General features: G+C 71.9%; 22 protein-coding genes and 1 pseudogene. 9 read left to right on the top strand and 14 right to left on the bottom strand.

Translation table 11 applies throughout. The annotated features are described in order from the left end of the window. Nucleotides 1-154: 154 nt before the first annotated feature. A complete protein-coding gene (gene acs, locus KJS59_RS07190) occupies nt 155-2,119 on the top strand; it encodes an acetate--CoA ligase (RefSeq protein WP_213451520.1) in 1,965 nt (654 codons plus the stop codon). 79 nt (nt 2,120-2,198) lie between these two features. On the opposite strand, the gene KJS59_RS07185 is transcribed toward acs, so the two are convergent. Next, nucleotides 2,199-3,362 (bottom strand): C45 family autoproteolytic acyltransferase/hydolase, encoded by a 1,164-nt coding sequence (locus KJS59_RS07185; RefSeq protein WP_213451519.1) that lies wholly within the window; start codon nt 3,360-3,362, stop codon nt 2,199-2,201. A gap of 91 nt (nt 3,363-3,453) precedes the next feature. Here KJS59_RS07185 and KJS59_RS07180 point away from each other — a divergent pair, with 91 nt between their 5' ends. Next, complete coding sequence (locus KJS59_RS07180) at nt 3,454-4,371, top strand: alpha/beta fold hydrolase (protein WP_213451518.1); 918 nt, start codon at nt 3,454-3,456, stop codon at nt 4,369-4,371. A 4-nt stretch (nt 4,372-4,375) separates the two neighbouring features. On the opposite strand, the gene KJS59_RS07175 is transcribed toward KJS59_RS07180, so the two are convergent. Further along, entirely contained in the window at nt 4,376-4,741 is a 366-nt protein-coding gene (locus KJS59_RS07175) for a hypothetical protein (RefSeq protein ID WP_213451624.1), read from the bottom strand. Further along, nucleotides 4,738-6,471, bottom strand: coding sequence for an SseB family protein (locus tag KJS59_RS07170; RefSeq protein ID WP_213451517.1), 1,734 nt, complete (start codon nt 6,469-6,471; stop codon nt 4,738-4,740). The genes KJS59_RS07175 and KJS59_RS07170 overlap by 4 nt, the downstream gene beginning before the upstream one ends. 314 nt (nt 6,472-6,785) lie before the next feature. On the opposite strand from KJS59_RS07170, the gene mycP reads away from it, so the two are divergent. Beyond that, nucleotides 6,786-8,123, top strand: coding sequence for a type VII secretion-associated serine protease mycosin (gene mycP / locus KJS59_RS07165; RefSeq protein ID WP_213451516.1), 1,338 nt, complete (start codon nt 6,786-6,788; stop codon nt 8,121-8,123). Between the two features lie 146 nt (nt 8,124-8,269). Then, nucleotides 8,270-9,550 (top strand): helix-turn-helix domain-containing protein, encoded by a 1,281-nt coding sequence (locus KJS59_RS07160; protein WP_213451515.1) that lies wholly within the window; start codon nt 8,270-8,272, stop codon nt 9,548-9,550. Nucleotides 9,551-10,108: 558 nt separating this feature from the next. On the opposite strand, the gene KJS59_RS07155 is transcribed toward KJS59_RS07160, so the two are convergent. The 9 genes and pseudogenes from KJS59_RS07155 to eccB form a co-directional block, all read right to left on the bottom strand. After that, a complete protein-coding gene (locus KJS59_RS07155) occupies nt 10,109-11,275 on the bottom strand; it encodes an ABC transporter permease (protein WP_213451514.1) in 1,167 nt (388 codons plus the stop codon). Further along, on the bottom strand, nt 11,272-11,943 hold the full coding sequence (locus tag KJS59_RS07150) for an ABC transporter ATP-binding protein (protein WP_213451513.1): 672 nt from the start codon (nt 11,941-11,943) through the stop codon (nt 11,272-11,274). Before KJS59_RS07150 ends, KJS59_RS07155 begins: the two co-directional genes overlap by 4 nt. A gap of 4 nt (nt 11,944-11,947) precedes the next feature. Continuing rightward, the gene (locus KJS59_RS07145; protein ID WP_213451512.1) at nt 11,948-12,745 is read right to left on the bottom strand and encodes an efflux RND transporter periplasmic adaptor subunit; all 798 of its coding nucleotides are present in this window, start codon (nt 12,743-12,745) and stop codon (nt 11,948-11,950) included. A gap of 55 nt (nt 12,746-12,800) precedes the next feature. Continuing rightward, the gene (locus KJS59_RS07140; protein WP_213451511.1) at nt 12,801-13,256 is read right to left on the bottom strand and encodes a hypothetical protein; all 456 of its coding nucleotides are present in this window, start codon (nt 13,254-13,256) and stop codon (nt 12,801-12,803) included. Between the two features lie 216 nt (nt 13,257-13,472). Beyond that, nucleotides 13,473-13,877 carry a hypothetical protein gene (locus KJS59_RS07135; RefSeq protein WP_213451510.1) on the bottom strand — a complete coding sequence of 135 codons (405 nt, stop codon included), beginning with the start codon at nt 13,875-13,877 and terminating at the stop codon, nt 13,473-13,475. A 970-nt stretch (nt 13,878-14,847) separates the two neighbouring features. Next, a pseudogene (locus KJS59_RS32450) lies at nt 14,848-15,760 on the bottom strand (IS982 family transposase). Between the two features lie 355 nt (nt 15,761-16,115). Then, entirely contained in the window at nt 16,116-16,406 is a 291-nt protein-coding gene (locus tag KJS59_RS07125; protein ID WP_213451509.1) for a WXG100 family type VII secretion target, read from the bottom strand. A gap of 15 nt (nt 16,407-16,421) precedes the next feature. Beyond that, entirely contained in the window at nt 16,422-16,745 is a 324-nt protein-coding gene (locus KJS59_RS07120) for a WXG100 family type VII secretion target (RefSeq protein WP_213451508.1), read from the bottom strand. A 153-nt stretch (nt 16,746-16,898) separates the two neighbouring features. Beyond that, on the bottom strand, nt 16,899-18,269 hold the full coding sequence (gene eccB / locus KJS59_RS07115; protein ID WP_213451507.1) for a type VII secretion protein EccB: 1,371 nt from the start codon (nt 18,267-18,269) through the stop codon (nt 16,899-16,901). Nucleotides 18,270-18,614: 345 nt separating this feature from the next. On the opposite strand from eccB, the gene eccE reads away from it, so the two are divergent. The 4 genes from eccE (at nt 18,615) to rarD (ending at nt 22,441) form a co-directional block, all read left to right on the top strand. Beyond that, the gene (eccE, locus tag KJS59_RS07110) at nt 18,615-20,417 is read left to right on the top strand and encodes a type VII secretion protein EccE (RefSeq protein WP_213451506.1); all 1,803 of its coding nucleotides are present in this window, start codon (nt 18,615-18,617) and stop codon (nt 20,415-20,417) included. 128 nt (nt 20,418-20,545) lie between these two features. Further along, entirely contained in the window at nt 20,546-20,944 is a 399-nt protein-coding gene (locus tag KJS59_RS07105; RefSeq protein WP_376771138.1) for a phage holin family protein, read from the top strand. Nucleotides 20,945-21,018: 74 nt separating this feature from the next. Continuing rightward, nucleotides 21,019-21,453, top strand: a complete 435-nt coding sequence (locus KJS59_RS07100; RefSeq protein ID WP_213451504.1) for a GNAT family N-acetyltransferase — start codon at nt 21,019-21,021, stop codon at nt 21,451-21,453. 52 nt (nt 21,454-21,505) lie between these two features. After that, a complete protein-coding gene (gene rarD, locus KJS59_RS07095) occupies nt 21,506-22,441 on the top strand; it encodes an EamA family transporter RarD (protein WP_213451503.1) in 936 nt (311 codons plus the stop codon). On the opposite strand, the gene KJS59_RS07090 is transcribed toward rarD, so the two are convergent. Beyond that, nucleotides 22,422-23,120, bottom strand: a complete 699-nt coding sequence (locus tag KJS59_RS07090; RefSeq protein WP_213451502.1) for an anti-sigma factor family protein — start codon at nt 23,118-23,120, stop codon at nt 22,422-22,424. The genes rarD and KJS59_RS07090 overlap by 20 nt on opposite strands. After that, the gene (locus KJS59_RS07085) at nt 23,117-23,611 is read right to left on the bottom strand and encodes a sigma-70 family RNA polymerase sigma factor (protein ID WP_249713953.1); all 495 of its coding nucleotides are present in this window, start codon (nt 23,609-23,611) and stop codon (nt 23,117-23,119) included. Before KJS59_RS07085 ends, KJS59_RS07090 begins: the two co-directional genes overlap by 4 nt. 232 nt (nt 23,612-23,843) lie before the next feature. Here KJS59_RS07085 and KJS59_RS07080 point away from each other — a divergent pair, with 232 nt between their 5' ends. Further along, a complete protein-coding gene (locus tag KJS59_RS07080) occupies nt 23,844-25,955 on the top strand; it encodes a PhoX family protein (RefSeq protein ID WP_213451500.1) in 2,112 nt (703 codons plus the stop codon). Nucleotides 25,956-25,981 lie beyond the last annotated feature (26 nt).

Raw genomic sequence — 25,981 nt, 5'->3', positions numbered from 1 at the left:
GATACGAGCAACGCGCGGTCGTTCGCCGTACCGTTCGGCGCTGCGGGCGACCGCCCAGCGAACCCCGGGGGCGGTCCGTCGCCGCAGGCGCACGGGCGAACTAACCTCCCAACAGGTAACCGGGACCACAGCGCAGCGACAAGGAGCCCAACCGATGAGCGAGACCTTGGCGAATCTCCTGCAGGAGAACCGGCAGTTCCCCCCACCGGAGGAGCTCGCCCGGCAGGCCAACGTGACGGCGGAGGCGTACGACGAGGCGGCCGGCGACCACCTGGCGTTCTGGGCGAAGCAGGCGGAGCGGCTGGAGTGGACGCGCAAGTGGGACCGGGTGCTCGACTGGTCCAACCCGCCGTTCGCGAAGTGGTTCGTGGGCGGGCAACTGAACGTCGCCTACAACTGTCTGGACCGGCACGTCGCGGCCGGCAACGGCGACCGGGTGGCGATCCACTGGGAGGGCGAGCCGGGCGACGCGCGCACCATCACGTACGCCGAACTGTTGAAGGCCACCAGCCAGGCGGCGAACACGCTGACCGAGCTGGGCGTGGTCGCGGGTGACCGGGTGGCGATCTACCTGCCGATGATCCCCGAGGCGGCGGTGGCGATGCTGGCGTGCGCCCGGATCGGCGCGACGCACAGCGTGGTGTTCGGCGGCTTCTCGGTGGACGCGCTGTCCGGCCGGATCCAGGACGCCACCGCCAAGGTGGTCATCACGGCCGACGGCGGGTACCGGCGCGGTAAGCCGTCCGCCCTGAAGCCGACCGTTGACGAGGCGGTCGCCCGCTGCCCCAGTGTCGAGAAGGTACTCGTGGTCCGGCGCACCGGGCAGGAGGTGGCCTGGGGCGAGAAGGATCTGTGGTGGCACGAGACGGTGGAGAAGGCCAACCCGGAGCACGAGGCCCGGTCGTTCGACGCGGAGCACCCGCTGTTCATCCTCTACACCTCGGGGACGACCGCGACGCCGAAGGGCATCCTGCACACGACGGGCGGGTTTCTCACCCAGACGTCCTACACCCACGACGCGGTCTTCGACCTCAAGCCGGAGTCCGACGTGTACTGGTGTACCGCGGACATCGGCTGGGTGACGGGGCACTCGTACATCGTGTACGGTCCGCTGTCCAACGGCGCGACGCAGGTGATGTACGAGGGCACGCCGGACACCCCGCACCGGGGGCGGCTGTGGGAGATCGTCGACCGGTACCGGGTGAGCATCCTCTACACCGCGCCGACGCTGATCCGCACGATGATGAAGTGGGGCGAGCAGATCCCCGCCGAGCACGACCTGTCCAGCCTGCGGGTGCTCGGCAGCGTCGGCGAGCCGATCAACCCGGAGGCGTGGATCTGGTACCGGGAGAACATCGGCCGGGGGCGTTGCCCGGTCGTGGACACCTGGTGGCAGACGGAGACCGGGGCGATCATGATCTCGCCGCTGCCGGGCGTGACGGCGGCCAAGCCCGGCTCGGCGATGCGCCCGCTGCCCGGCATCAGCGCGGACGTGGTGGACGACCAGGGCCGGTCGGTGCCCAACGGCGGCGGCGGGTACCTGGTGCTGCGTGAGCCGTGGCCGTCCATGCTGCGCACGGTCTGGGGCAACGACCAGCGGTTCATCGAGACGTACTGGTCCCGCTTCGAGGGCATGTACTTCGCGGGGGACGGCGCCAAGCGGGACGACGACGGCGACCTGTGGCTGCTCGGCCGGGTGGACGACGTGATGCTCGTGTCCGGGCACAACATCTCCACCACGGAGGTGGAGTCGGCGCTGGTGTCGCACCCGTCGGTGGCCGAGGCGGCGGTGGTGGGGGCCACCGACCCGACCACCGGCCAGGCGATCGTGGCGTTCGCGATCCCGCGGGGCAGCGTGCGGACCGAGGGCACGGCGGGCGAGGAGCTGATCCAGGAGCTGCGCAACCACGTGGCCCGCACGCTCGGCCCGATCGCCAAGCCGCGCCAGATCATGCTCGTACCAGAGCTGCCGAAGACCCGGTCCGGCAAGATCATGCGGCGGTTGCTGCGGGACGTGGCGGAGAACCGGTCGCTCGGTGACGTGACCACGTTGCAGGACTCGACCGTCATGGACCTGATCTCGTCGGGGATGAAGGCGGGCAAGTCCGACGAGGACTGATCGTCTGAGGAGCAGTGGGGGCGGGGTCAATGGGCCCCACCCCCGCTTCTGCCCCGGGCGCCGCTTCCGATCGAGAAACTCAGCCGAGGGTCAGGTACTCGAAGTCGTGGCCGCACGGCGGCCCGGCGGCGATGCCGAACCGCCGCTCGTCCAGGTCCAGCAGCACCGCGTAGACCGTCTGGGACCGGTCCGCCTCGGCGTCCAGCGGGTCCACGTGCCGGCAGATCGCGTGCGGGTAGCTGGCGTGGTCGCGCAGCACGCCGGCCAGGTCGTCCTCGGTCACTTTCGTGGCCGCGGCGGCCGACGCCAGCAGCCGGCGCGCCCGGACCGAACGGAACAGCGACGAACCGCCCCAGTCCTTGATCGTGTCGTACGCCGGTAGCGCCGCCTCCAGGTGGTTGGCGTGGGTGACGACGCCGTCCACCGGGTGCAGCCAACCGACATCGCCCGGGATCAACTCCACGTCGATCAGTTCCCCCTCGGCCGGGCCGGAGCCCGCCTGCCCGAGAACCAGGTTGAGGGACGCGTTGCGCGGGCTGCGGCACACCGTCCGCAGCGCCCCGGCCAGGTGCCGCGCCTCCAGGGCCGCCCGGACCAGCACGTGGTACGGCACGCCGGCGGGGCCCTCGGCGGGCATCCCGTCCCGGTCGGTGCCGAGCATGTTCAGGCACACACCCACGCCGGCGGAGTTGAGCCCGGTCTTGGCGAGCATCCCCGCCTCGGCGAGGGTCAGCACCTCGTGGCCCGACTCGTCGCGGGTGTGCAGCAGCAGGGTGGCGTCGGTCTGGTCCGGATGCCAGTCCCAGTTCTGGGCGAGCAGCAGGTGCCCGGTGGCGGTGTGCGTACCGAGGACGCCGAGCGCGGTGCAGCCGTCCGGCTCCGGGCTGGCCTTCTCCGGGCTGGCCTCCTCCAGGCGGGCTCTGACCCGTGCCGCATCCACCCGCGCGTCGTAGAGCAACTCGGTGCGGGCGTTCAACGCGTACGCGTGCTCGACCCCGATGCCGGCCGATTCCGCCATGGCGTCCAGCAGCTGCGCGACGCGCGGGTGCAGCGCCCGGGTGGTGGCCCGGTACCGGGCGCCACGCCCGGCCACCGCGGCCTCGTCCAGTCCGGCCTGATCCGCGAAGCGTCGCAGGTAGAGGGCCATGTTCGCGCGGATGGGCGCGGCGGCGGCCGCACCGTAGGCGGCGCCGCACTCGGCCGGCGTTCCGCCGACCCGGATCACGGGAACGGGCAGCGTCATGCCTAGAACCTATCCGGCTGACCCGGAGTTCACCCTGATCAGTCCCGCCGGCCGAGATGCGCTTGCGGTGCGGGGCCGTAGGCTACCCGGCATGAGCGCCCCCGTGGACGAGTCCTGTGTACTGGTCGACGGACCGTGGATCCACCGCTGGGTGCACGCCAACGGCAGCCGGTTCCACGTCGTCGAGGCCGGCTCCGGGCCGCTGGTCCTGCTGCTGCACGGCTTCCCCGAGTTCTGGTACGCCTGGCACCACACCCTGCCGCTGCTCGCCGACGCGGGCTTCCGCGCGGTGGCCGTCGACCTGCGCGGCTACGGCGCCAGCGACAAGCCGCCCCGCGGCTACGACGGGTACACTCTCGCCGCCGACGTCACCGGCCTGATCCGCGCCCTCGGCGAGCGCAGCGCCATCCTCGTCGGCGCCGGCTCCGGCGGCATGATCGCCTGGACCGCCGCCGCCTTCCACCCGAAGATGGTCGACCGCCTGGTGGTCGTCGCGGCGGCGCACCCGCTGCGCCTGCGCGCCGCCCTGTTCGCGGACCCCCGCGGCCAGTTCGCCGCCGCCGCGCCCACGCTGAGGTTCCAGCTGCCCCGGTACGAGCACGTCCTCACCCGCGACGACGCCGCGCCGATCGGCGCCTTCCTGCGCCGCTGGGCCGGGCCCGCCTGGGCGGCGACCGCCGACTTCGAGGACTACTCCCGCCGCTGCCGGGAGGCGATGCGCATCCCGCAGGCGTCCTTCTGCGCCCTGGAGGCGTATCGGTGGGCGTTCCGCTCGATCCTGCGACTGCACGGGTACCGCTTCGTGCGCCTGGTCCAGCAGCCGATCGTCACCCCGACGCTGCACCTGCACGGCGCCCTGGACACCTCGATCCTCCCCCGCACGGCGCAGGGCTCGGGGCGCTACGTGATCGCGCCGTACGAGTGGCGGCTGCTGGACGGCGTGGGGCACTTCCCGCACCTCGAACTGCCGGACACCATCGCCGGGGAAATCATCCGCTGGTCGAAGTAGCCGGTCAGGCCCGGACCTCGCGGGTGTCGGTCACCTCGTGCCGCGGGGCCCACCCCTGGTACACGCCGAAGTCGAACTCCTCGAGCCCGAGCGCCTGCGCCACCGGCCGCCGCCCGCCGGTGTACTCCACCCGCAGCCAGCCGTCGTGCTCGGCGAGGACGATGAACGGGGCGCCCTTCCAGGAGCAGGTGGTGCGCACATACCCCAGGTCGGACGTTTCGGACGCGGGCACGGAACGGACGTGGCGCCCCGGCCGTACCTCCGTGAAACCGTCGCCCGGTTCGGCCTGGTAGATGCGGATCTCGTCGCCGACCGGTGAGGCCTCGTACTCGCGACCCGACCAGCGGACCACGTAGCCGTCGCGCATCAGGACTCACCCACCCGCTGCCAGTTGGGGATGTCCGCGTCGAGGAGGGCGATCAGTTCCTCCTTGCCGTCCGCGGTGAGCCGCCACAGTTCCGAGTGGTGCGGCAGCCGGGCACTGTCCACCTTGAACTCGGCGACGACGGCGCTGGAGTCGCCCGGCGCGAAGCCGTTGCCGCGGAACGGCGGGCGTTCGATCACCCACCCCTCCATGGCGCGCATGCCGGCCTCGTGCTGCCCGCCGTACGGGATGCGGTACAGGCTCGGCCGGTACGCCGGCCAGCGCAGCACGTACATCTCGGTGGCGTCGGCGGCGAACGGCGACCCCTCGTACGCCAGGCCGAGCGCCGCCCGCAGGCGGGTGGGCGTGCGCAGGTGCGCCACCTCGTGCGCCCGGTGGACGAAGCCGGAGACCCGGTCGTACCCGCGCTCCAGGTAGTAGTCCACCTGCGCCGGCGCGATCGCCTTCTGCATGACCGTCGGCCCGTCGCCCTGCTCCCGCGCGGCCTGCGCGGGCGCCTCGGGCGCCGGTTCCTCCTCGGCCGGGGGCGCGTCCTCCACCTCGTCGTCCGCTCCGAGCCCCGCCTCGGCCGCCCAGGATGCCAGGGCCACGATCTGGCTGCCCGGCAGCGTCGCGCCGATGGCGGTGCCCGGGTTCACCGCGAACGACCACGCCTGGTCCGGCCACTGGAGGATCAGGTGCATGAACTTGACGGTCAGCGCCGCCGGCGCCGCGGGCAAGTGCGCGGCGAGGCGCTCGCGGGAGGTGAACACCACCACGTAACGCTCACCGTCGATCTCCTCGGTGCGCCAGGCAAAGCCCTCCGCGCCCGGCCGCGCCGCCGGGTCCGCGTCCTCCTCGGCCGGCAGCAGCACCTTGGCCAGCAGCAGCGTCGACAGGAACGCGTCCGTGTTGCCGTCGGTCGCCGCCGTCAGCAGCTCCGACTCCACGTCGTTCGCCGGCACGAAATCAGGATCTATCGGCGCCCGCGGTGCTTCCGCCCGGTCGGCCGTCGCCGCGCCGTTGCGCGACGCCGGCTCCTTTTCCGGTACCCACGCCCCATTGCCCTGATCGGTCGGAGTGGCCTCCATCGGGCCCCCGTACGGGGCGGTCTGGAACGCCGCCTCGGCCGGCGCGGCCTGGTACGGCGGGATCGTGACGGGCCCGGGCGCCGCACCGGCCGGCACCACGGACGGTGACGAGAGCGCCGCCGCGCTGACCGACCGGGACGCCCGCGCGGCCTCCGACAGCGGCGCGATGGGCGTCAGCCGCGGCGGCACGGCCGCCCGCGCCCGCGCCACGCTCTCGGCCCGCTCCACCCGCGCCCGGGCGGCCAGCGTCCGGCCCGGCAGCCGCACGTCCCCGCGGGCGAGCTGCGCCACGAACCACGCTGGCAGGTACCCCTCGATGGGCAGCCCCGGGTTGACCGCCAGCCACCACTCCAGGTTCGGCCAGCCGGCCGCCAACTCCGGGTACGGCACCCGCCGCGCCGCCCCGCCATGCTCGGTCAGGCAGGCATCCAGCGCCTCGTTCGAGGTGAAGGCCAACACGTGCGTGCGCCCGCCGGTGCTCCACGTCCCCCAGCCGGCCGGGGCCCGCCCGGCCAGCGCGTCCGCCGAAACCGGCAGGAACAGCTCGGTGCGGGCCAGGATCTGGAAATAGCGCTCCTGGTCGCCCTCGCGCAGCGCGATCTGCATGGCCACCTCGGCCTCGGTGGCCGGCGCCCAGTCGCTCACGGCCACCTCCCTTCGCCAGCGAAGCACCCTGTGCGGGCCAAGAGTCCCACGGCACCTGGGCCTTGGGATAGACGCATCGCGTACAACCTACAAGGTTCGCCCAACCTCCCGCGCCGGCCCACATCCCGCAACCCCGCCGCGGGGGCGTCCTCGCGCGACTTACCGACGGAAGGCGCTTGCCGCAAGCTCCCGCCGCCGCTTCCACAAACTCGCACCCCGGCCCGCTTCCCGCAACCTCGCGAGGGGACGCCGCCGCGGATTGGGTGAGCGATAACATGCGGTGCCGACTTCGTGACGAACCGGAAGGCTGCCTGATGGCTGGCCGTACCGCACCGCTCACCCGCTCCGTTCGGGTCGTCGCCCGGGCCCTGGGCGCGCTCGTGGTGCTGGCCGTGGTTCCCGGCCCTCCGGCTCTGGTCGTGCCCACGGTGCCCGCTGCCGCTCCCGTCGCGCAAGCGGTGACCGTGTCGCTCGCTCAGGCAAACGCCGCGACCATCGCCCCGGTAGCGTGGCCGGGCTTCCGTGCCCGGCCCGCCCCGGAGTGCGTCCCGGGCGGCGAGGCACGCCGGCCGCCCGCGGACAACTGGGTCCGCCTCCGCTACCCGGCGACAGGAATCGCCCGGCTGTCCAGTGGCGACGGTGTCACCATCGCCGTCGTCGACTCGGGTGTGGACCGGGGCCACCCCTTGCTCCCGAGCCGGGTCGCGCCCGGACGCGACTATCTGGACCCGGGCGGCGACGGCGGCCGGGACTGCGTCGGGCACGGCACCGCGGTGGCGAGCATCATCGCCGGCACCCGCTCGGGCGACGGGGCCTTCCGGGGACTGGCGCCGGCCTCCCGCATCCTGCCGGTACGGGTCAGCGAACAGCAGTGGACCGCCGGCGAGCGGACCGGCCGCACCGTCCCGCCCGCCACGTTCGGCGCCGCCATCCGTTGGGCGGTCGACCGCGGCGCGCGGGTCCTGAACCTGTCGGTGGTGCTGACGGAGGACCACCCCGAGGTCCGCGACGCCGTGGCCTACGCCGGGTCCCGGGACGTGGTGGTCGTCGCGGCCGTGGGCAACCAGGCCCAGCGGGGCAACCCGCGCCCGTACCCGGCGGCCTACCCGGGCGTGATCGGCGTGGGTGCCGTCGGGCCGGACGGCACCCGGCTCCCGTTCTCACAGGTCGGCCCCTACGTGGATCTGGTCGCCCCGGGCACCGACGTCCCCGCGGCGGGCCCGGGCGGCGCACCGGGCCTGTTCGCCGGCACCAGCTACGCGGCCCCGTTCGTCTCCGCGACCGCCGCCCTGCTCCGCTCGGCCCACCCCGGGTACACGGCGGCGGAGGTCACCCGCCACCTGCTCGCCACCGCCGACCCGGCGGCGGGCGCCCGGGAGGCCGGATACGGCGCCGGCATCGTGAACCCGTACCGCGCCCTGACGGAGACCGTCACCACCGCCCGACCGCGCACCGCCGCCCCACTCGCACCCGCCACAGTGGACTCCGTCACGGCGGCGACGCTCGCGGCGGAGCAGCGGGTACGGCAACGGGCGCTCCGGTTCGCCGGCTGGGCCACGGGCGCCGCGTTCCTGGTCCTGCTCCTCGGCGCGGCCGCCGCCCGCGGAAGCCGCCGCCGCTGGCGCTCCCCCTCACCCGGCGCCGCCCCGTAGACGCCGAGTTAGGCGGCATCACCGCTCGGGTACACCACGGGTCGCGCGGCACGTGGTGGCTGCGATCTGGAGCTACCCTGACCGCAGGTTGGAGCCGCAGTAGAGGCCGGCACCGCACCGCCCCAGTCCTCTCCCTGGGAGCCCACATGCCACGCCGATTCGTCGACCCGGACTTCCCCGCCCGGCTGCGCCACCACCGGCAGCGTCGCGGCCTGTCGCTGCGGGACCTCGCCGCTCTCACCTACTACGGCAAGAGCTACCTGGGTGAGCTGGAAGCAGGCCGCAAGGACCCAACGGTCAAGTCCGCGCAGCGGCTAGACGACGCCCTCGACGCCGGAGGCGAACTCGCCGCGATGGTCACCCCGGGCGCCCCGGGCCCCGAACTCGCCGCCCGCCTGGACGACGAGCTTGGCGCTGACGGCCGGCTCGCCGCGATGGTGCGCCCCGCGCCCGATGAGCCATCCGCCGACGAGGATGAACTGGCCGCCCTCGAACTCGCCCGACGCGTGGAGGCCAGCGACGTGGGCGCAGAGACCCTGGCCCGGATCGAGGCGGCCGTGGACGAGCTGGCCATGGCGTACGCCGGAACACCACCCAAACTGCTGCTGCCCCGCGTCCGCCACCACCTCGCCTACGTCGGCCGTCTGGTCGATGCCCACAAGACCCTCGCCCAGCAACGCCGCCTACTCACCAGTGGTGGTTGGCTGTCCCTGCTCGCCGCTACCCTCCACATCGACCTGCGGCAGCGCGCCGCCGCCAACGCCAACCTGACGACGGCATGGCAGCTCGCCGAGCATTCCGCGCACGGTGAGGTGGCAGCGTGGGTGCTGGAGACACAGGCTTGGGACGCCCTGACCGACGGCGCCTACCAGTGTGCCGTTGAGCTGTCCCAGCGGGCACAGGCGATCGCGCCGCGGGGCAGCTCAGCGTTGATCCAAGCGACAGCGCAGGAGGGGCGGGCGTGGGCGCGGATGGGTGACGCCGCGAACACCGGGGCTGCCCTGCGCCGCGTGGCACGGATGGTCTCGCCGCTGCCCGTACCGGACCAGCCGGAGCACCACTACCGGTACGACCCGGCCAAGGAGGTCAGCTACACCGCGACCACTCTGTCCTGGGTAGGTGATCCGGCGGCCGAGCGGTACGCGCGGGGCGCGGTGACGGAACTCGAAGCGGCGAGGGACGGTGTGCGCCGGCCGCGCCGGATCGCCTCGGCTCGCCTGGATCTGGGTCTTGCGCTGCTGGCGGCCGGCCGACCGGATGAGGCGGGTGCGGAGGCGCAGACGGCGATCACGTCCGGTCGGGTGGTGCCATCGAACTGGTGGCGGGCGACCGAGGTGGTACGGGGCGTCGAGCGGGCCGGTATCCGGGAGGCCACCGAGTTGCGGGACGCGTACGAGACGTACCGGCCAGAGCCGACCGCCGGCTGACTGGCCGCCACGTCCGCTGATGCAGCGGACGGCGATACGTTTCGGCGGACGCCGGACCCCTTCACCGTGACACCGAGTCCCCGGGAGGCTACTGGTAGCGCGGCCGTTGATACCGCTCCATCGGGGCGGCGACCGCGCTGCTCAGTGCCGGGAGGGATAGATGCCACTGCACCGACTCAGGCGCCCGTGGTGGGCGCCCTGGCTGCGGCACTGCACCTGCGGCGTGCCGGAGTATCCCTGCCGCAGGGTTCTCGCCCTTCAGCGACCGCCGTGGGGGCAGACGAAACGGCCCTTATGGGAGCGGCAGCCAACGCAACGGTTTCCCGTCCTCCAGCCCCGCCACCCGCCACTGAACGACCCACCACTGATGACCCGGGGCGCGTGGTGGCGGGCGACCGGGCAGTGACGGCCCACCCCACGGCCATGTCAAGCCGGCAACGACCAAATACCTGCGGCGACGAAAGCGGCGGCGGATGTGCTGGCCGACCGGCGTGGGTTGCGCGGCAGCAGCACGTAGCCGTACCGGGGCGCCGAGGGGCGAGGGTCTGCGAAGCGGCGTCAGGCGCGCATAACGGCGGCGATCGGCAGGCGGGCTGCACGGATCGCGGGGATCAGCCCGCCGAGTAGTCCGGCGAGGGCTCCGACGGCGATGCCGATCAGTGCTGCGCCGAGCGGGAAGGCGGGTCGGCTGTCGGCGGGGAAGAGCCGGGCCGCCAGCGGCGCGAACAGGCCGGCGGCGATGGCTACCGCGCTCACCGCACCGGCCAGTCCGACCAGGACGGCCTCGAAGAGCACGAGGAGCGCGATGTCCCGTCGGGTGGCGCCCAGTGACCGGCGCAGGGCCAACTCCTCGGCGCGTTCCCGGATGGTGGCCAGCCCGATGTTGAGCATGCCCATCACTCCAACCAGGACAGTGATGACACCGACGATCAGGAAGCCGATCCGGATGGTCCGCAAGGTACCGCCGAGGCCAGGGTCGGACCGTACCGGCTCGACGGCGCCGTCCAGCGGTATCTGATGGCGGGAAGCGAGGGCGTCGAGCCGGGCGACGCTGTCCGTAGGCCGGCCGGAGCCGTCTCGTACCAGCAGCGTGATGGTGGTTGACTGGCTGCTGCCAGCGTGTGCGGCCAGCGCCTGCCACGGCATATACGCCCTGGCTTCGAACTCGCCGTCACGGACTGTGCCGCGCACCCGCACGGGTGTGCCGACGTCCCCTTTCGCCACGCTCAGGCGCAGCGGCTGACCTGTCGTCAGCTGCCGGGCCGCCTCCTCGTTGACGAGGATCTCGGGTACCACGATGGCCTCCGTCGAGGGCCAGCCGCCAGCGACGGTGTCCCACGGGCGGATGGTTCGCAGGGCGCCTGCATAGGCGATCAGGCCCACCCGGCGGCCGCCGGCGTCTATGGTCGCACCGGTGTCCCGACCGATCGCGGCAACGGCGGTGCCGTCGGCGCGGTCCGGACTGATCGGATCGTTCACGCCGTCCAAAGTGGCCTGCGTCCCCAGCGGTCCGCCGCGCACACTGGCCCAGGCGGTGCCGGCGCGGCCGGTGGTCAACTCGGACTGGTTGATGATGATCTGGCGGGCGGCGCCGGCGGTCGCCTCGATCGCGGTGATCGCGAGGACACCGATGACCAGGCTGATGCCGGCCAGCGCACTGCGACCCAGCCGGGTGCGCAGCTGCCGGGCACTGATGGTGAGCAGGGTTCCGATCCGTGGCCTCATCCGGCCCAGGCTCCTTCCACCAGGTGGAGGACCCGGTCAGTTCGTGCGGCGACCTGCGCATCGTGGGTAACCACCACGACCGCGGCACCGCGGGACCGTGTGGTCTCCATCAGCAGGGACATCACCGAGTCGGCGGTCTGCTCATCGAGCGCTCCGGTGGGCTCGTCGGCCAGCACGATCGACGGGTTCCGGACGAGTGCGCGGGCAATGGCGACCCGTTGCTGTTCCCCGCCGCTGAGCTGTACAGGTCGGTGAGTGACCCGATCGGCCAGGCCGACCTGGCTCAGGGCCTCCATGACCAGTTGACGACGTCGACGCCGGGGCACCGGGCCGCCGTGGTGCAGCGCGGTTTCGACGTTCTCATAGGCGGACAGGTGAGACAGGAGGAAGAACCTCTGGTACACAAAGCCCAACTGTTCGCTACGGATACGGGCCAGGGCCCCGTCGCGTAGCCCGATGGTGTCTCGACCGTCGATCTCGTAACGTCCGGAGTCCGGCTGGTCGAGCAGACCGAGGATGGCCAGCAGGGTGCTCTTGCCGGATCCGGAACGGCCGAGGATGGCCGTACTGCTGCCAGCATCGACCACCATGGAGATCCCGCGAAGCACGCTGACCGTCGAGCCGTGCGGTCCGATGAAGGTCTTGTGCACGTCCGTCAAATTCAGCATGGGATCACCGTTGGCGGGACGTTGGGAGGATTGGTGCTTGTCGGCGGACCCGGTCACCGGCGGCGAGTCCGTCGAGGATCTGAACGAAGGACCCGTCGTTGATGCCGAGCCGGACATCACGTTCCTCGAACTTGCCGGGGCTGGTCTCGACGGCTACCCGACCACGCTCGGCTGATCCGGCCACCGCCTCCATCGGCAGGGCAAGCGCCGCGGTCGCCCGGGCCGTGTCCACCGCCATGATTCCCTTGAGCCCGGGGTAAAGCCGTAGGTTGCCCGGGGGCGCGCAGGTCACCGAGACGCCTTCGCCCTCCTCAACGGGGCCACCCAGCACAGGACAAGGTACCGGCCCGGGCCCCTTTTCGATCTGCATCCTGGCCGTACCGGGAAGGTCGAGCAGCCGGTAGCGCACCGCATCGGCGATCTGCGCCCGCAGACCGAACCCGCTGGCCTGGAAGACGATGAGGGGGAGCCCCGCCGGAACGTGTGCACCGATGTTGGCGGCCACCTCGACCAGTTTGGCCTCGACGGGAAGGGTGACCGGTGTCCGCTCGGCGTCCTGCTCGATCCAGCCGACGACTGACTTGGCTGGCAACACCTTCTGACTCGCGCTGCGCGTGGTGAAGCGACCCGCGTGCGGCGCGATCAGGCTGAACCGTGGGTTGGCGACGACGGTCCCGTCGAGGGCCACGACGCTGACAATGTCCCGAGATTCGACCGGCACGGTTTCGGTGGCGTCCTGCTGACCGGGCGCGGCACCGGGGACGGTCGGCCCTGGCACCGTGGTGCAGGCGGCCAGCGTCACCAGGCCGCCCAAGAGAAGAGCGAACAGGATCGGCCGGTGTCGGGGCTGCCGCGGTTTACTCACAGTTGGCTCTGACGTCCTGCTGGAACCCGCTGGGATCACCCAGCTTTGCCTTGGCCATGAATTCCTGGAAAAATCGCTGCCCGGTTTCGTCGAGCTTGGCGTAGCTGACCATGTCGGGGTAGGTGGCAAGCTGCTCCAGGGCCTTGGTCTCCCGGGCGGTATCACGCCCCCGTTGCGCGAGCCACTCCTTTTCCCACGCGCATTGCCAGTAGGACTGAGCCATGCCAGTCGCGGCATCCGGCTGGTAGGTTACAGACGCGCCATCTTGTTGGGATTTCAGACCCGGCCAGTCGGCGGCGCCCGGTGGCAATGTGAGCTTGGCGGTCGCCGCCTGGTATTCCTTCATCGCTTCGTCGTAGCTCTTGGCCGAGCCGGAGTTGTCCGTGGAGGAACAACCGGCGACCAGGAGCGCTGTTACCAGTAGGACCCTACCGAAGCGGATGTTCATAGGCGACCTCATCAGACTAGAACGATGATGAATGGGCTAATGCAAGATCACGAAGTACTTCACGGCTACTGGTGCCGCGACCTTGGTTCAAAGGCCATTGTTCCCAGGTGTAGCCGTGTCGAAGGAGTCTCCAAATGATCTTCCGAGGAAGCGGCTGGTGCGGCCGAGCACTTGGCCGCACCAGCCGCTTGTCCTTAGTGGAAGAACATACTGGATCTACCAGTAAAGCGTACCACCCCAGCCAGTGTTGACTGAAACGGACTCACTGGCCCGCCATTGCAACCTGAACTTCGTCGTCGCCAGTACGTTCGTCGCCAGGTTGTAGGTGCCGCCAGTGCTGGGCCCCATGACTGTCGTCGTGGCGAACTGCTCGCCTGTGCTATCCTTGATCGGTCCGATGCGGAGCGACGTGCTGTTGAAGAGGCCGATGCCATCATTGTAGTAGAGCTGGATCGTGGTCCCGTTGCTGGCCACGGTCCGGACCGTTGAGCCTACGACGAGTTCCGTGCCGTTCACCTCGCCGGAAACTGCTCCACTAGCGGCCATTGCTGGCCCCGACGCCGCAACCGCAAGTGCGATTGCGAGCGCAACGACTGCAGAAGCTTTCGCCGTCTTTCTCATAGGGCTCCAATCACGAATATTCCGTTGCCGGAGTAGCAACGGGCACGGCGAACCGAGCGCACGCACTTTTTTCGCCTGGAGACGAAGAAGCTGATGCGAAGGGCTCGCGTATAGCCAGATTTCGCTGACGTATGCAACTGCATACGGAAGTTGATTGGCTTGCTCGGAAGTTTCTCGGCCCCGTTATGTACTAGCGATCACCCCGCGTGATGCCAAACGGTAGCAGGATGGTAGCGCTGCGTCAATCGTCAACTTCGATGCGAAGCGACGTGTCGGGAGGGCATCAATCCGCGTTCTACCGTTCGTCCGCGGAGCGCCTCAACTCTAGCTAGGCGTCGAGAACGCCGCCTCGTTCATGACCCGGTCCACATCATCGCACCGGCGCAGGGGCGGGTCAGCGCGCAGCGTCAGGTCCGCGTCCACATCACCCAACCGAGCCCCAACGACATCCAGCCCACCGGCGACCCCCCGCACACCACCCCAGCCCGTACCGCCTGGGACGTAGCGACCTGGCTACCCACCATCGACGCGGTGGCCATCGTAGACACCATGCTCCGCGGCGGGTTCGTAACCCGCCACGACCTGGACCAAGAGCTGACCAGGCACCAGCGCCGGCGGGGCAGCAAAAAAAAGGCCCACCTCGTATTCGAAACCGCCGACGGAACCCCAGTCGACCAGTTAGTCTCGTGCCTGCGGACCCGGCTAATGCTGGCCGGCCTCCCACGCCCCGCAACTGCGCTACCCGCTACGGCACGACTCCGGCCTGGAAGTAGTAACGGAGATCGCGTGGCCCGAACAGCGGGTCACACTCGAATTCACCATGCGCGCCACGATGCTACTGACCTTCCGGAGGATGGCTGGTGATACACGCATCACGGCAACGCATCCGCCACGACTACCCGCCGTACTCAACGAGGTACGCCAGGCATTTACCCGGCGAGGTGCACACCTAGACGATCTATTCCAAGGGTCAGTGGTCGTACGCGATGAGCGATCGCATGACGGGTTGACCGGTGGTCCTGTTGTGCCAGATCGATGCGGTCAGCGCGAGGATGCGTTGTAGGACGCGGACGGCTACGCCGGCGGGGGTGCGTCCGCCGTGTCGTTCGAGGTCGAGTTGGCCGTTGAAGGTTTGGTTGACCGATTCGATGTTCTGCCGCAGGGCGCGTAGCAGTGTCCGTCCGGGGCGTGGCGCTTCGGTGCGGTAGGCGGGGCGGATCATGGTGACGTTCCGTTCGGTCAGTTGTCGTTCGGTGGGGGCGTCGCGGTAGCCCTTGTCCACCATGAGGATCAGCCCGTCGGGGTGGTTCAACAGGCCGGTGTCGAGGTTGAACAGGTCCGTGAGTACGTTGCGTTCGTCGGTCTTGGCGGTGGCCAGGGCGAATGCGACGGGCAGTCCTGGATGGTGGTGATCAGGTGCAGGCGTAGTCCCCAGAAGCGGCGCGAGTGCGAGGCGCAGTAGCCGTAGCTGGCCCATCCGGCCAGGTCGGAACGCTTCACGGTCTCGCGGGATCGTCCGCATTCCACGGGGTGGAGTCGGCGATATGGACCGGGTGCTGCCACAGGGCCGTGTCCAGGGTCAGGGCGCGGATGATGTGGGTGATCTGTGCGCCGAGTGTCCGTAGCCGCTTGTTGTACCCGGGCTGTTTCGGCAGGTAGGGGAACAGGTGGGTCAGGTTCTCGCGCGCGTGGCGGATCCAGCGGGCTTCCTTGTGGTAGCCGAGCAGTGCCTGCAACACCGACAGGGTGATCAGTTCAGCGTCGGTGATCTTCGGGGCGATCCCGACAGCGGGCCGCCACCGGTTGAGCTGGGGTGACGACTTCAACTCGTCGTCGATCTTGACGTACAGTGCGGTAGCGAGGGTGTCCGTATCGACGTGCACGTGGCCTCCATGGTCATCGTTGCTTCGCAACGTCGATCATGGACACCCTCGCTCTTGTTCGCTGCCCCGTACCCCTTGGAATAGATCGTCTAGGAAAGGTGGACGCACCGCTGTAACGGGTGGTGCGGCACGTTACCGAGCGGAATCGGGCAGGAAGGAGGGCGCCGGCCGGCGGGGCATGTCGCCGGCCGGCGCAAGGGGGTGCGCCTGCCGCTAAGCGCACCAACCCAGGGGCGCCTCGACCGAGCGAAGGAGGCGCCCCGATAGACGGTGGTGGACGGCCGAGAGCCACCCGTCCACCACCAGCACATGCCGCTCTGCGGCGCGGCCATGTCGTGGCTACTGGAAGTCGCGGCTACCGGAACAGGCCGGTGTTGCGCCGTTCGGTGTTCTGGTAGTCGGCGACCGAGTCGTCCACGGCGACCTTGATGTCGCGCAGCATCGTCGCCAGGTCGGTCGCCGCGGCGCGCCAGCGGCTCTGGCGCGCCTCGTACGCCTGCTTGGCGTCGCCGCTCCACGTCTGCACCAGCGGGGCCGCGTCGCGCTCCAACTGGCCGAGCTGGGAGTGCAGCGCGCCGAGCGCCGCGGTGATGTCCGCGCTGGCCTGGTGCAGCGCGGCGAAGTTGACGAACAGGGTGTCGCCCATGTGATCTCCTCCTCCCTACAGCGGCAGGGTCAGCCCGCCCCGGCGGCCGGTGGCGCCGACCCGGGACGCGGCTTCGGTGTCCGTGGCGTCGTACTGGTGCCCCGCGGTGCGGATGGCGCTCGCCGTCTCGCGCAGGGCGCGGTGCAGCGCGGTCTGATCCTCCGACCAGGCCACCTTGACCTGTTCGAACGAGCGGCCGCCGGTGCCCTGCCAGGCGGTGCGCAGCCCCTCGAGCTGGGCGAGCAGGCGCCGGAGCATGGCCTGCAGGGAATCGTCGACCTGCTCGAACTTGGCGGCGGTCTGCGCCATCACCGCCGCTTGAGCACGTGTTTCCGGCACGGGCGTTCCTCCCCAGGTACGTCGCGAAACGGTTAATGATCGCCGAGGGTGAAGAAGTATGTGCCCTCCGCAACCGGACCCGTCTCAAGGTAACCGCTCGACCACCCTCGCCACAGCCCCTGTGGATAACTGCGCGGGGCCCTGTGGACAACCTCAGTCGGCGGTCGCCCCGGCGGCGGCGGGGTCGAGCGCCGGCCCGGCCGGGACGAGGCTGACCAGGGATGTTGGCATCCTCAGTGGATGGACATCGGCGTATCCGAGGGTGGCCAGGAGCGCCCGGCTCGCCAGCGCGTGGCGGCGGCCGAGGTCGGTGACGACGCTCAGGGCGCCGGGCGCGCCGGGGGCCGGCGCGGCCTCGACCAACGCGCCGTGACCGGGCGGGACGAGCACCCGGTCGGCGAGGAGCGTGCCGTCCTCGGTGGCGGCCGCGGTGCGCGGGACGGCGGTCAGGTCGGGAAGCGCGGCGCCGGTCCGGACGGCCGGCACCGTGGCCTCGTCGCGGACGGCGGCGCAGGTCGGGCCCTGGGCCTCCGCGAGGGGCGGCGCGCTGGCGGGGATGTCACCGCTGTCCAGTTTGGAGGTTCTGGCGAGCGCCGTGAACTCACCCGGGGTGAGCCGGGTCGGGGCGGACTGCCCGACCGCGCGGCGGGTTTCCGGATCGGTGAGCACGAGGTCGGCCTGCACCGGCGTGGCGTCGGCGAGGCCAGCGCGGGTGACGACCGCGTACTGGCGGGCTCCGCCCTGGGTGACCACCACGAACACCTCGCCGACCATGGCGCCCGGGACGTTCGGGGAACGCTCGCCGCGCCCCGGGATCGGCGGGAAGTCCAGCGGCGCGCCCATGGGGAGGGCGTTGACGAAGGCGGCCGGGACCGGTAGGGCGTCGCGCCCGGCCCAGCCGAGCGCCGCCAGGACCGACTCCTGTGCCACCGTGTGCCGGCGCCCGCGCAGGACGAGGTACCGGGCGCCGCCGGGCTCGCGGACCAGCAGGCCACGGTCGGCGAGCGGGGCGCCGGGCGGCTCGCGCCCGATGAGGAGGACGGAGCTTGGCGGGGTGGTGGGCAGCGCGCACACGGTCCACGGGGTGCCGACGATCTGGCCGCCCAGGGGCATCGGGTCCGGAGCGCCGGGGATGCCGAGCGGGGCGCCGCGCGGGGCGGCGGACAGGGTCCGACGTCCGGTGAGGACGGTGCGGGGCTGGGCGGTGCCGAGAATGAGCAGCGCCGAGGCGTGATTGAGGACCGGGTGCAGGGCCCCCTCCCGGTAGACGTAGCGCGCGCCGGACTCGCGCTCCACGATGATCGCGGAGCCGTCCCGCCAGCCGGTCGAGCCGGCGCCGGTGAGCAGGCCGTACGCGGCCACCGCGCCGACCGCGATGGCGGCGACCAGCACGCCGGCGAGCGTGGTGCCGGCGGCCCGGCGCAGCGGGGACCGGGCGGGGTCGGTGTCGCGCTGAGTCAGGGCGGCCACCACCCGCTGGATCGTGAACTGGTACGAGTGCAGCAGCTCCTGGCGCGTCGGCATCGGGCCTCCCCATCCGTGCCGGCCACGGCGAATCCCGCCGCGGCTTTAACCAACCACCGACCCGCTCCCTCCGGCAACCCCGCGGACCAAGGACTCAACGTTGCGCGAGGAACGGCCACCCGACACCGAGACGGGCCGCCGGGTGGGGCCCCGGGGCCATACGATGGGGCCACTGAGACGAAGCGCTGACCCCGGACCGTGCCGCGTCCGGCGTCACGACGGGTGAGACACGACGGGTGACACAGGGAGGCATCTCCAGTGACGATCAGTGTTGCTGGCCCTCCGGCTGGCCCCCCGGCCGGCCCGCCGGCTGGCCCCGCGGGATCGGCGGGACCGGCCCATTCGGTGATCCGTCCGGTGCCGGCCACGAAGTCGCGGCCGGCCCGCAGCGGCGTGCGGGCGGGGCAGATCGTCGCCCTGCAGGCGGCCGCCGCCGCGGTGATCGCGTCGCTCGGGCGCGGTCCGGTCCTGATCGCGGCCGCCGCCGTGGTGGCGATCGTGCTGCTGGTACCGGCCTGGGTGCGGCTGCGGCGGCGCTGGCTCTACCAGTGGATCGGCGTGGGGCTGCGGTACCTGGGCCGCCGGCACACGCTGCCGCCGAACGCGGCGCCCACCGCGCTGCTGGAACTGATCGCGCCGAACACCCGGCTGGCCACCGCCGAGGTGGCCGGCGAGGACGCGGCGGTGCTCACCGGCGAGTACGGCGTGACGGCGCTGCTCGAACTGGGCGACGGCGGCGCGCTCTTCGGTGACCTGGGCCGCGCCCTGCCGAACCCGGCGGCGCTGCTCCCGCCGGCCACCGTGGAGGCGCCGCAGGTGCGGCTCCAGTTGCTCGTGGACGCCGCACCGGCGCCGGCCGTGCGCGCCGGCGCGGGTACGCCCGGCACGTCGTACCGGCAGCTCACCGAGGGCCGGATGCTCAGCCGGCGGCAGGCGATCCTCGCGGTCCGGGTGCTGCGCGGCGAGCAGTGGACCGAGGAGGACCTGCGCCGGTCGCTGTCCAGCGCGGTGCGCAAGGCGCGGCGACGCCTGGCCGGGCTGTCCGCGCGGACGCTGGGCGAGGCGGCGACCCTGCGGGTCCTGGCGGAACTGGCGCACCACGACGAGGCGCAGGCGGCGCGCGAAGCCTGGCAGGCGATCCACCTGGGCGGTCTGCTCCAGGCGTCCTTCCGGCTGCGCAGTTGGCCGGACCTGCGCGCCGAGACCGCCGCGAATCTGATCCCCCGCCTGCTGGCGCTGCCCGCTGCGGGCACGACCGTCTCGCTGAGCGTCGGCCCGCGCCCGATTGAGGGCGACACCTACCCCGTGGACCTGACCGTCCGGCTCGCCGCCACCGACATGGCCGGACTGACGGCCGCCGCGCAAACGCTGGACCGGCTGGTCAGTGGCGAGCGGGCCACCGTGCGCCGGCTGGACGGCGAGCAGTTGGCCGGGCTGGCCGCGACCCTGCCGCTCGGGGGCGACGAGGCGCCCACACCGCCGGGGGTCAACCGGAAGTTGCCGCCGGTGCCGGCCGGCCTGACCGACCTGGCGATACCGGAGCCCGCCGCCGGGCTGATGCTGGGCCGCAACCGGCGGGGCGAGCCGGTCACGCTGCGGATGTTCCGGCCGGAGGCGACCCGCGCGCTGTTCGTGGGCGGGGTGCGGGGCGCCCAGCTCGTGGTGCTCCGGGCGATCGCGCTGGGCGCGCGAGTGGTCGTGCAGACCGGGCGCCCCCAGGCGTGGGAGCGGTTCGTGCGCGGGGCCAGCGCGCCCGGCGAGGCCATCCTGCTGGTACCGCCGGGCCGGCCGATCGCGGCGGCGCCCGGGACGTCGCTCCAGCCGCTGCTGGTCGTCGTCGACATCGGCCCGGTCGGCGTGGACCCGAACGCCGCACCGGGCTGGCAGGCGACGCTGATCGTGCGGGACGAGCTGAGCCCGGTGGACCTGGACGCCCTGACCCGTTCCGACGTGGTGATCCTCCAGCCGCTGCGCCCGGACGAGGCGAGCCTGGTCGGCGCGGCGCTGGGCATCGGCGACTCGGCGCAGTACCTGCCGCGGATCCGCCAGGACATGGTGGGCGTGATCCACCGCCGGACGCTGCGCTGGGCGCTGCTCACCCCGACACCGATCGAACTCCAGCTCGTCGGCCCCCCGGCCCGCGGCTAGCGACCGCCGAAAACGCCGCACGGCACGGCACAGGTGGCCCGCCGTGGTCGGCGCCGGACCCGGATCGAGCGAGGGTGCGCGGGCGGGGTGGCTGACGTGGCGGGCACGGGCATGGCACTATGCCCGCCATGGGAGTCATCATCCGGCTCGCGATCAGTGCGGTGGCGCTGTGGATCGCCACACTGCTGATCCCCGGCATCACGCTGGAGACCGCCTCGGTGCCCGGCAAGGTCGGCACGCTGCTCGCGGTGGCCGTCATCTTCGGGCTGATCAACGCCGTGCTGCGGCCGATCATCAAGACCCTCGGCTGCGCCTTCTACGTCCTGACGCTCGGCCTGATCGCGGTGGTGGTCAACGGCCTGCTGTTCCTGCTGACCAGCTGGGTGGCCGGGAAGCTGGACCTGCCGTTCCACGTCGACCACTTCTGGCCGTCCGCCGTGCTCGGCGCACTGCTGGTCGGCATCGTGAGCTGGCTGCTGAACGCGGTGGTGCCGGACGGCCACAAGCGCTCCGACCGCCGCGCCTAGCGCCACCGCCACGCGGGCCACCGGCGGGGGCAGGCCCGCGACGGGCGCGATCGGAATTCGCTACCGTCAGGCCCGTGCTGACGATCACACGGACCGATGGGTACGAATTGTCCACCGATCCCGACCGGATCGACGTGGCGCGGGTCTACGAGTGGCTGTCCACCGACGCCTACTGGGCCACGGGCCGAACGCTGGACGTGGTGCAGCGGGCGATCACGGGCTCCGTGTCGTTCGGGGTGTACCGGCCCGGTGACGGCGCCCAGGTGGCGTTCGCGCGGGCGGTCACGGACGGGGCCACGTTCGCCTGGGTGTGCGACGTCTACGTGGATCGGTCGGAGCGGGGGCGCGGGCTGGGTACCTGGCTGGTCGACGGGGTGCGCCAGGAGTTGAGCGGGTGCGGCGTGCGCCGGCTGCTGCTGGCCACATTGGACGCGCACGGGGTGTACGCCAAGCTCGGCTTCCAGCCGCTGGCCCGGCCCGACCTGTGGATGGAACTGGACCGGCGGTGAGCCGCGTCACGGGCGACGATCCGTGGGCCGCGCCGGCCGTACCGTTCGGGATATGAACGAGTCGCGCCGGGGGTACCTGTACGGGCTCGGGGCGTACCTGTGGTGGGGCGTCTTCCCGATCTACCTGAAGCTGCTGAAGCCGTCCGGCCCGCTGGAGATCCTGGCGCACCGGGTGATCTGGTCGGTGGTCTTCGTCGGGCTGGTACTCACCGCCCTGCGCAACTGGGGGTTCCTGCGACGCCTCGCCCGGCGGCGCCGGTCGCTGGCCGGGATCGGCATCGCCGCGGTGCTGATCTCGGTGAACTGGGGCACGTACATCTACGGCGTCAACTCCGATCGGGTGGTGGAGACGGCGCTCGGGTACTTCATCAACCCGCTGGTCACGGTGCTGCTGGGCGTGGTGGCGCTGCGCGAGCGGCTGCGGCCGGCACAGTGGGCCGCCGTCGGGGTGGGTGCGATCGCGGTGGCCGTGCTGACCGTCGACTACGGGCACCTGCCGTACATCGCGCTCGCGCTGGCCGCCAGCTTCGGGTCATACGGGCTGGTCAAGAAGCGGTTGGCGCTGCCGGCCGCCGACGCGCTGTTCGTGGAGTCGGCGGCACTGGCCCTGCCGTGCCTGGCGTACCTGGGGTGGCTGACGGCGCGGGGTCAGGCCACGTTCGGCCACGTCTCGGCGGGGCACACGGTGCTGATGCTCGCCGCCGGGGCGGCCACCGCCGTGCCGCTGCTGCTGTTCGCCGGCGCCGCGAACCGGATCCCCCTGACCGGGCTGGGCATCCTGCAGTACATCACCCCGATCATGCAGCTCGGCTTCGCGGTGCTGCTGTTCCACGAGCCGATGCCGGCCGCCCGGCTGGCCGGGTTCGCGCTGGTCTGGATCGCCCTGCTGGTCTTCACGGCGGACGCGCTGCGGCACGGCCACCGGACGCGGCGGGCCGCGGCCGTCCCGGTCGACCCGGAGCCGGCGGCTACGGCGGGTCGTAGCTGAGCAGGGCGGTGCCGTCGTACTTCTTGACGACCAGGCGGGCCAGGTCCTCCCGGCCGAAGCGGGTCACCCCGGAGATCGTCAGGTCGTCGCCCGCGCCGGCCCGCCAGGATGCCACCTGCTCCTCGTCGCCGTCCGTGCCGATGGCGTACAGCCGGAACACGTACGGCATGGCGTGGCCCGTCTCGCCGTACCGGCAGCGCATGGTGATCTGGCTGCCGCCCTTGCCCGGGGTGATGGCGATCTCGGCGGTGACCGGGCTCGTGACCAGCGGCGTCATGGCCACCATGCCCAGGGTCGGCGAGGCGGAGGGGTGCGCGCCGGAGGACTCCCCCCGGGTGAGGTTGACGCCGAGGCCGACGACCAGGGCGACGCTGGCGACCGCGAGCCCTGCCGCGGCGGTCTGTAACCAGGAGCGGCGGCGGCGCCGGGACCGGTCGGCGGCGACCGCGCGGGCGGCGACCACGACCCGGTCCGCCCGGGGCGGCGGGGTATCGGCGGCGACGGCGCGGGCCGTTTCGGCGTCCAGGCGGCCCAGCAGCCCGGGCAGGACGGCGATCTCGGCGACCGAGCGCTGGCACCCGGCGCAGGTCGCCAGGTGCCGCTCGTAGGCGAGGCGCTCGGCCGGGGAGAGGGCGCCGAGGACGTAGGCACCGTCGTCCAGGGATCGGTCGCACGTCATCGGGTCACCCCCATCTCTTCCAGGACCAGCCTCAACGATCTCAACGCGTAGTGCGTGCGGGATTTCACGGTGCCCGGCGGCACGCCGAGCCGATTGGCCGCCTCCACCACCGAGCGTCCCTGGTAGAAGCACTCGAAGAGTACTTCCCGGTGGGTCGGGGAGAGCCGGCCGAGCGCCTCGGCGATGGTCCACGCCTCCACCGCCCGGTCGGTCTCGTCGACGTGCGGCGGCGGCTCGGGCAGGTCGTCGGTGACGATCTCGCCGACCCGGACGCTGCGCCGCCGCCACGCGTCGATGGCCAGGTGCCGGGCCGTGGTGAACAGCCAGGCCCGGATCGGTCCCCGGGCCGGGTCCATCGCCTCCGGGTGCCGCCAGGCGCGCAGCAGCGTCTCCTGGACCAGGTCCTCGGCCCGCTGGCGGTCCCCGCCGGTCAGCCGCAGGGCGTGCGCCAACAGCGCGTCGCCGTGCTCGTCGTGCAACGCCCGCAGCAGGTCGGCATCGGGGTCGGTCACGGTGCCCCGCGCGCCACCCGTTCGTCCATCTCCGCTCCTCGCCGGGGCGTCGCGCCCCTCGCCGTGCCTCTGATCTCATTCACGGCGGCCGCCCCGGTTTGGTTCAAGCCCGGTCCGCCCTGGTCGAGAGCCGCAGAGGTTCACTGCGCATTCACCGGGGCGACCGCGGGTTCTCACCGGTTTCGTGCCCCTCGCCCCTACCTTCCGGGCCATGACCAACCGTCCACGTTTCCTTCCGCTGCTCGGCGCGCCCGGCCACACCGGGCGCGACAGCATGACGTGCCGCTATCGCTGCGGCAACGCCTGCGGCCACCCGGTACCCAACGAGTCCGACAACGAGTACCTCGGTGACCTGGTACGGGCCGAGATGTCCCGCCGGGGCGTGCTGGGCGCGGGCGCCGGCGCGCTCGTGCTGGGCCTCGGCGGTGGCGCGCTCGCGGCCGCCGCCCCGGCCGCCGCCGCGCCCGCCACCGGCAAGGGCAAAGGCAAGGGCGGCGGTGCGGGCAACGGCCCGGTCAAGGCCGGCCCCCTGACCTTCAAGCCCATCCCCCCGAACCGGCTCGACACGTTCATCGTTCCCAACGGGTACGACCACTCGGTGGTCATCCGCTGGGGTGACGAGGTGGTGCCCGGTGCGCCCGCGCTGAACGTGCACAAGCAGACGGCGGCGAGCCAGTCGGCGCAGTTCGGGTACAACAACGACTTCGTGGCGGTGCTGCCGCTGCCCGGCAACGGCGACCGCGCCCTGCTGGTGGTGAACCACGAGTACACCAACGAGGAGCTGATGTTCCCCGGCTTCACCAGCCTGGACGCGCTGAGCGTGGAGCAGGTGAAGGCCGCCATCGCCGCGCACGGCCTGTCCGTGGTGGAGATCGAACGGGACGGGCGCTCGGGCCGGTGGGTCCGGGTGGACCGGGGTGGGCGCCACTACAACCGGCGGATCACCGCGCTGGCGACCAAGTTCGACCTGACCGGCCCGGCGGCCGGCTCGGCGTGGCTGAAGACCGCGGCGGACCCGGCCGGGCGCACGGTCGTCGGCACGCTGAACAACTGCGCCGGCGGGGTGACCCCGTGGGGCACGGTGCTCTCCGGCGAGGAGAACTTCAACCAGTACTTCGTCGGCGGCGACGGCGCGCCGGCCGCGATCCAGCCGAAGCTGGCCCGGTACGGGATCGACGTGAAGAACCGGTACCCGTCCGGCAGCCGCAAGTGGGACCGCGCGGACAAGCGCTTCGACCTGGCCAAGCACCCGAACGAGGCGCACCGCTTCGGCTGGATCGTCGAGGTGGACCCGTTCGACCCGGCCTCCCGGCCGCGCAAGCACACCGCGCTGGGCCGGTTCAAGCACGAGGGCGCCAACGTGATCCTGGCGCGCAGCGGCCACGCGGTCGCGTACATGGGCGACGACGAGCGCTTCGACTACCTGTACAAGTTCGTCTCGGAGAAGAAGTTCAAGCCGGGCAACTCCCGGCAGGCCAAGGAGCACAACCTGACCCTGCTGGAGTCGGGGACGCTGTACGTGGCGAAGCTGTCGTTCAGCAGCGCCGACGAGATCGACGGCAGCGGCAAGCTGCCCAGCGACGGCGCGTTCAACGGAACCGGCCGGTGGATCAAGCTGGTCAGCGGCACCCGGTCGTACGTGGACGGGATGCCCGTCGTGGACGTGCTCACCTTCACCCGGCTGGCCGGCGACGCGGTCGGCGCCACGAAGATGGACCGCCCGGAGGACGTCGAGCCGAACCCGGTCAACGGCAAGATCTACGCGGCGCTGACCAACAACACCAACCGGGGCGTCGGCAGCGACCCGGCCGTGGACGAGGCGAACCCGCGCCCCGGCAACAAGCACGGCCACATCCTCGCGATCACCGAGGACGGCGGTGACCACACGGCGGAGACGTTCACCTGGGAGCTGCCGATCGTCTGCGGCGACCCGACCGACCCGTCGACGTACTTCGCCGGCTACGACAAGAGCAAGGTCTCGCCGATCTCCTGCCCGGACAACGTGGCGTTCGACGGCGCGGGCAACCTGTGGATCGCCACCGACGGCAACGCCCTCGGCAGCAACGACGGGCTGTTCGCGACGGCGGTCGAGGGGCCGGAGAAGGGGCACCTGAAGCAGTTCCTGACGGTGCCGTACGGCGCCGAGACCTGCGGGCCGTTCATCACCGGGGACAACCGCTCGGTGTTCGTGGCGGTGCAGCACCCCGGCGAGATCACCGGCGCGAGCCTGGAGGAGCCCGCCTCGACCTGGCCGGACGGCGACTTCAGCAAGCCCGGCGTGGTGGTGACCTGGCGCCTGGACGGCGGCGCCATCGGCGCCTAGTCGCGCCCTGAGGGGCCGGCCCCGCC

The sequence above is a fragment of the Rhizomonospora bruguierae genome (genome assembly GCF_018397995.1).
Classification (GTDB): domain Bacteria; phylum Actinomycetota; class Actinomycetes; order Mycobacteriales; family Micromonosporaceae; genus Rhizomonospora; species Rhizomonospora bruguierae.
Note: the sequence above shows the minus strand (reverse complement) of the source record. Positions and strands in the feature narration are given on the sequence as shown.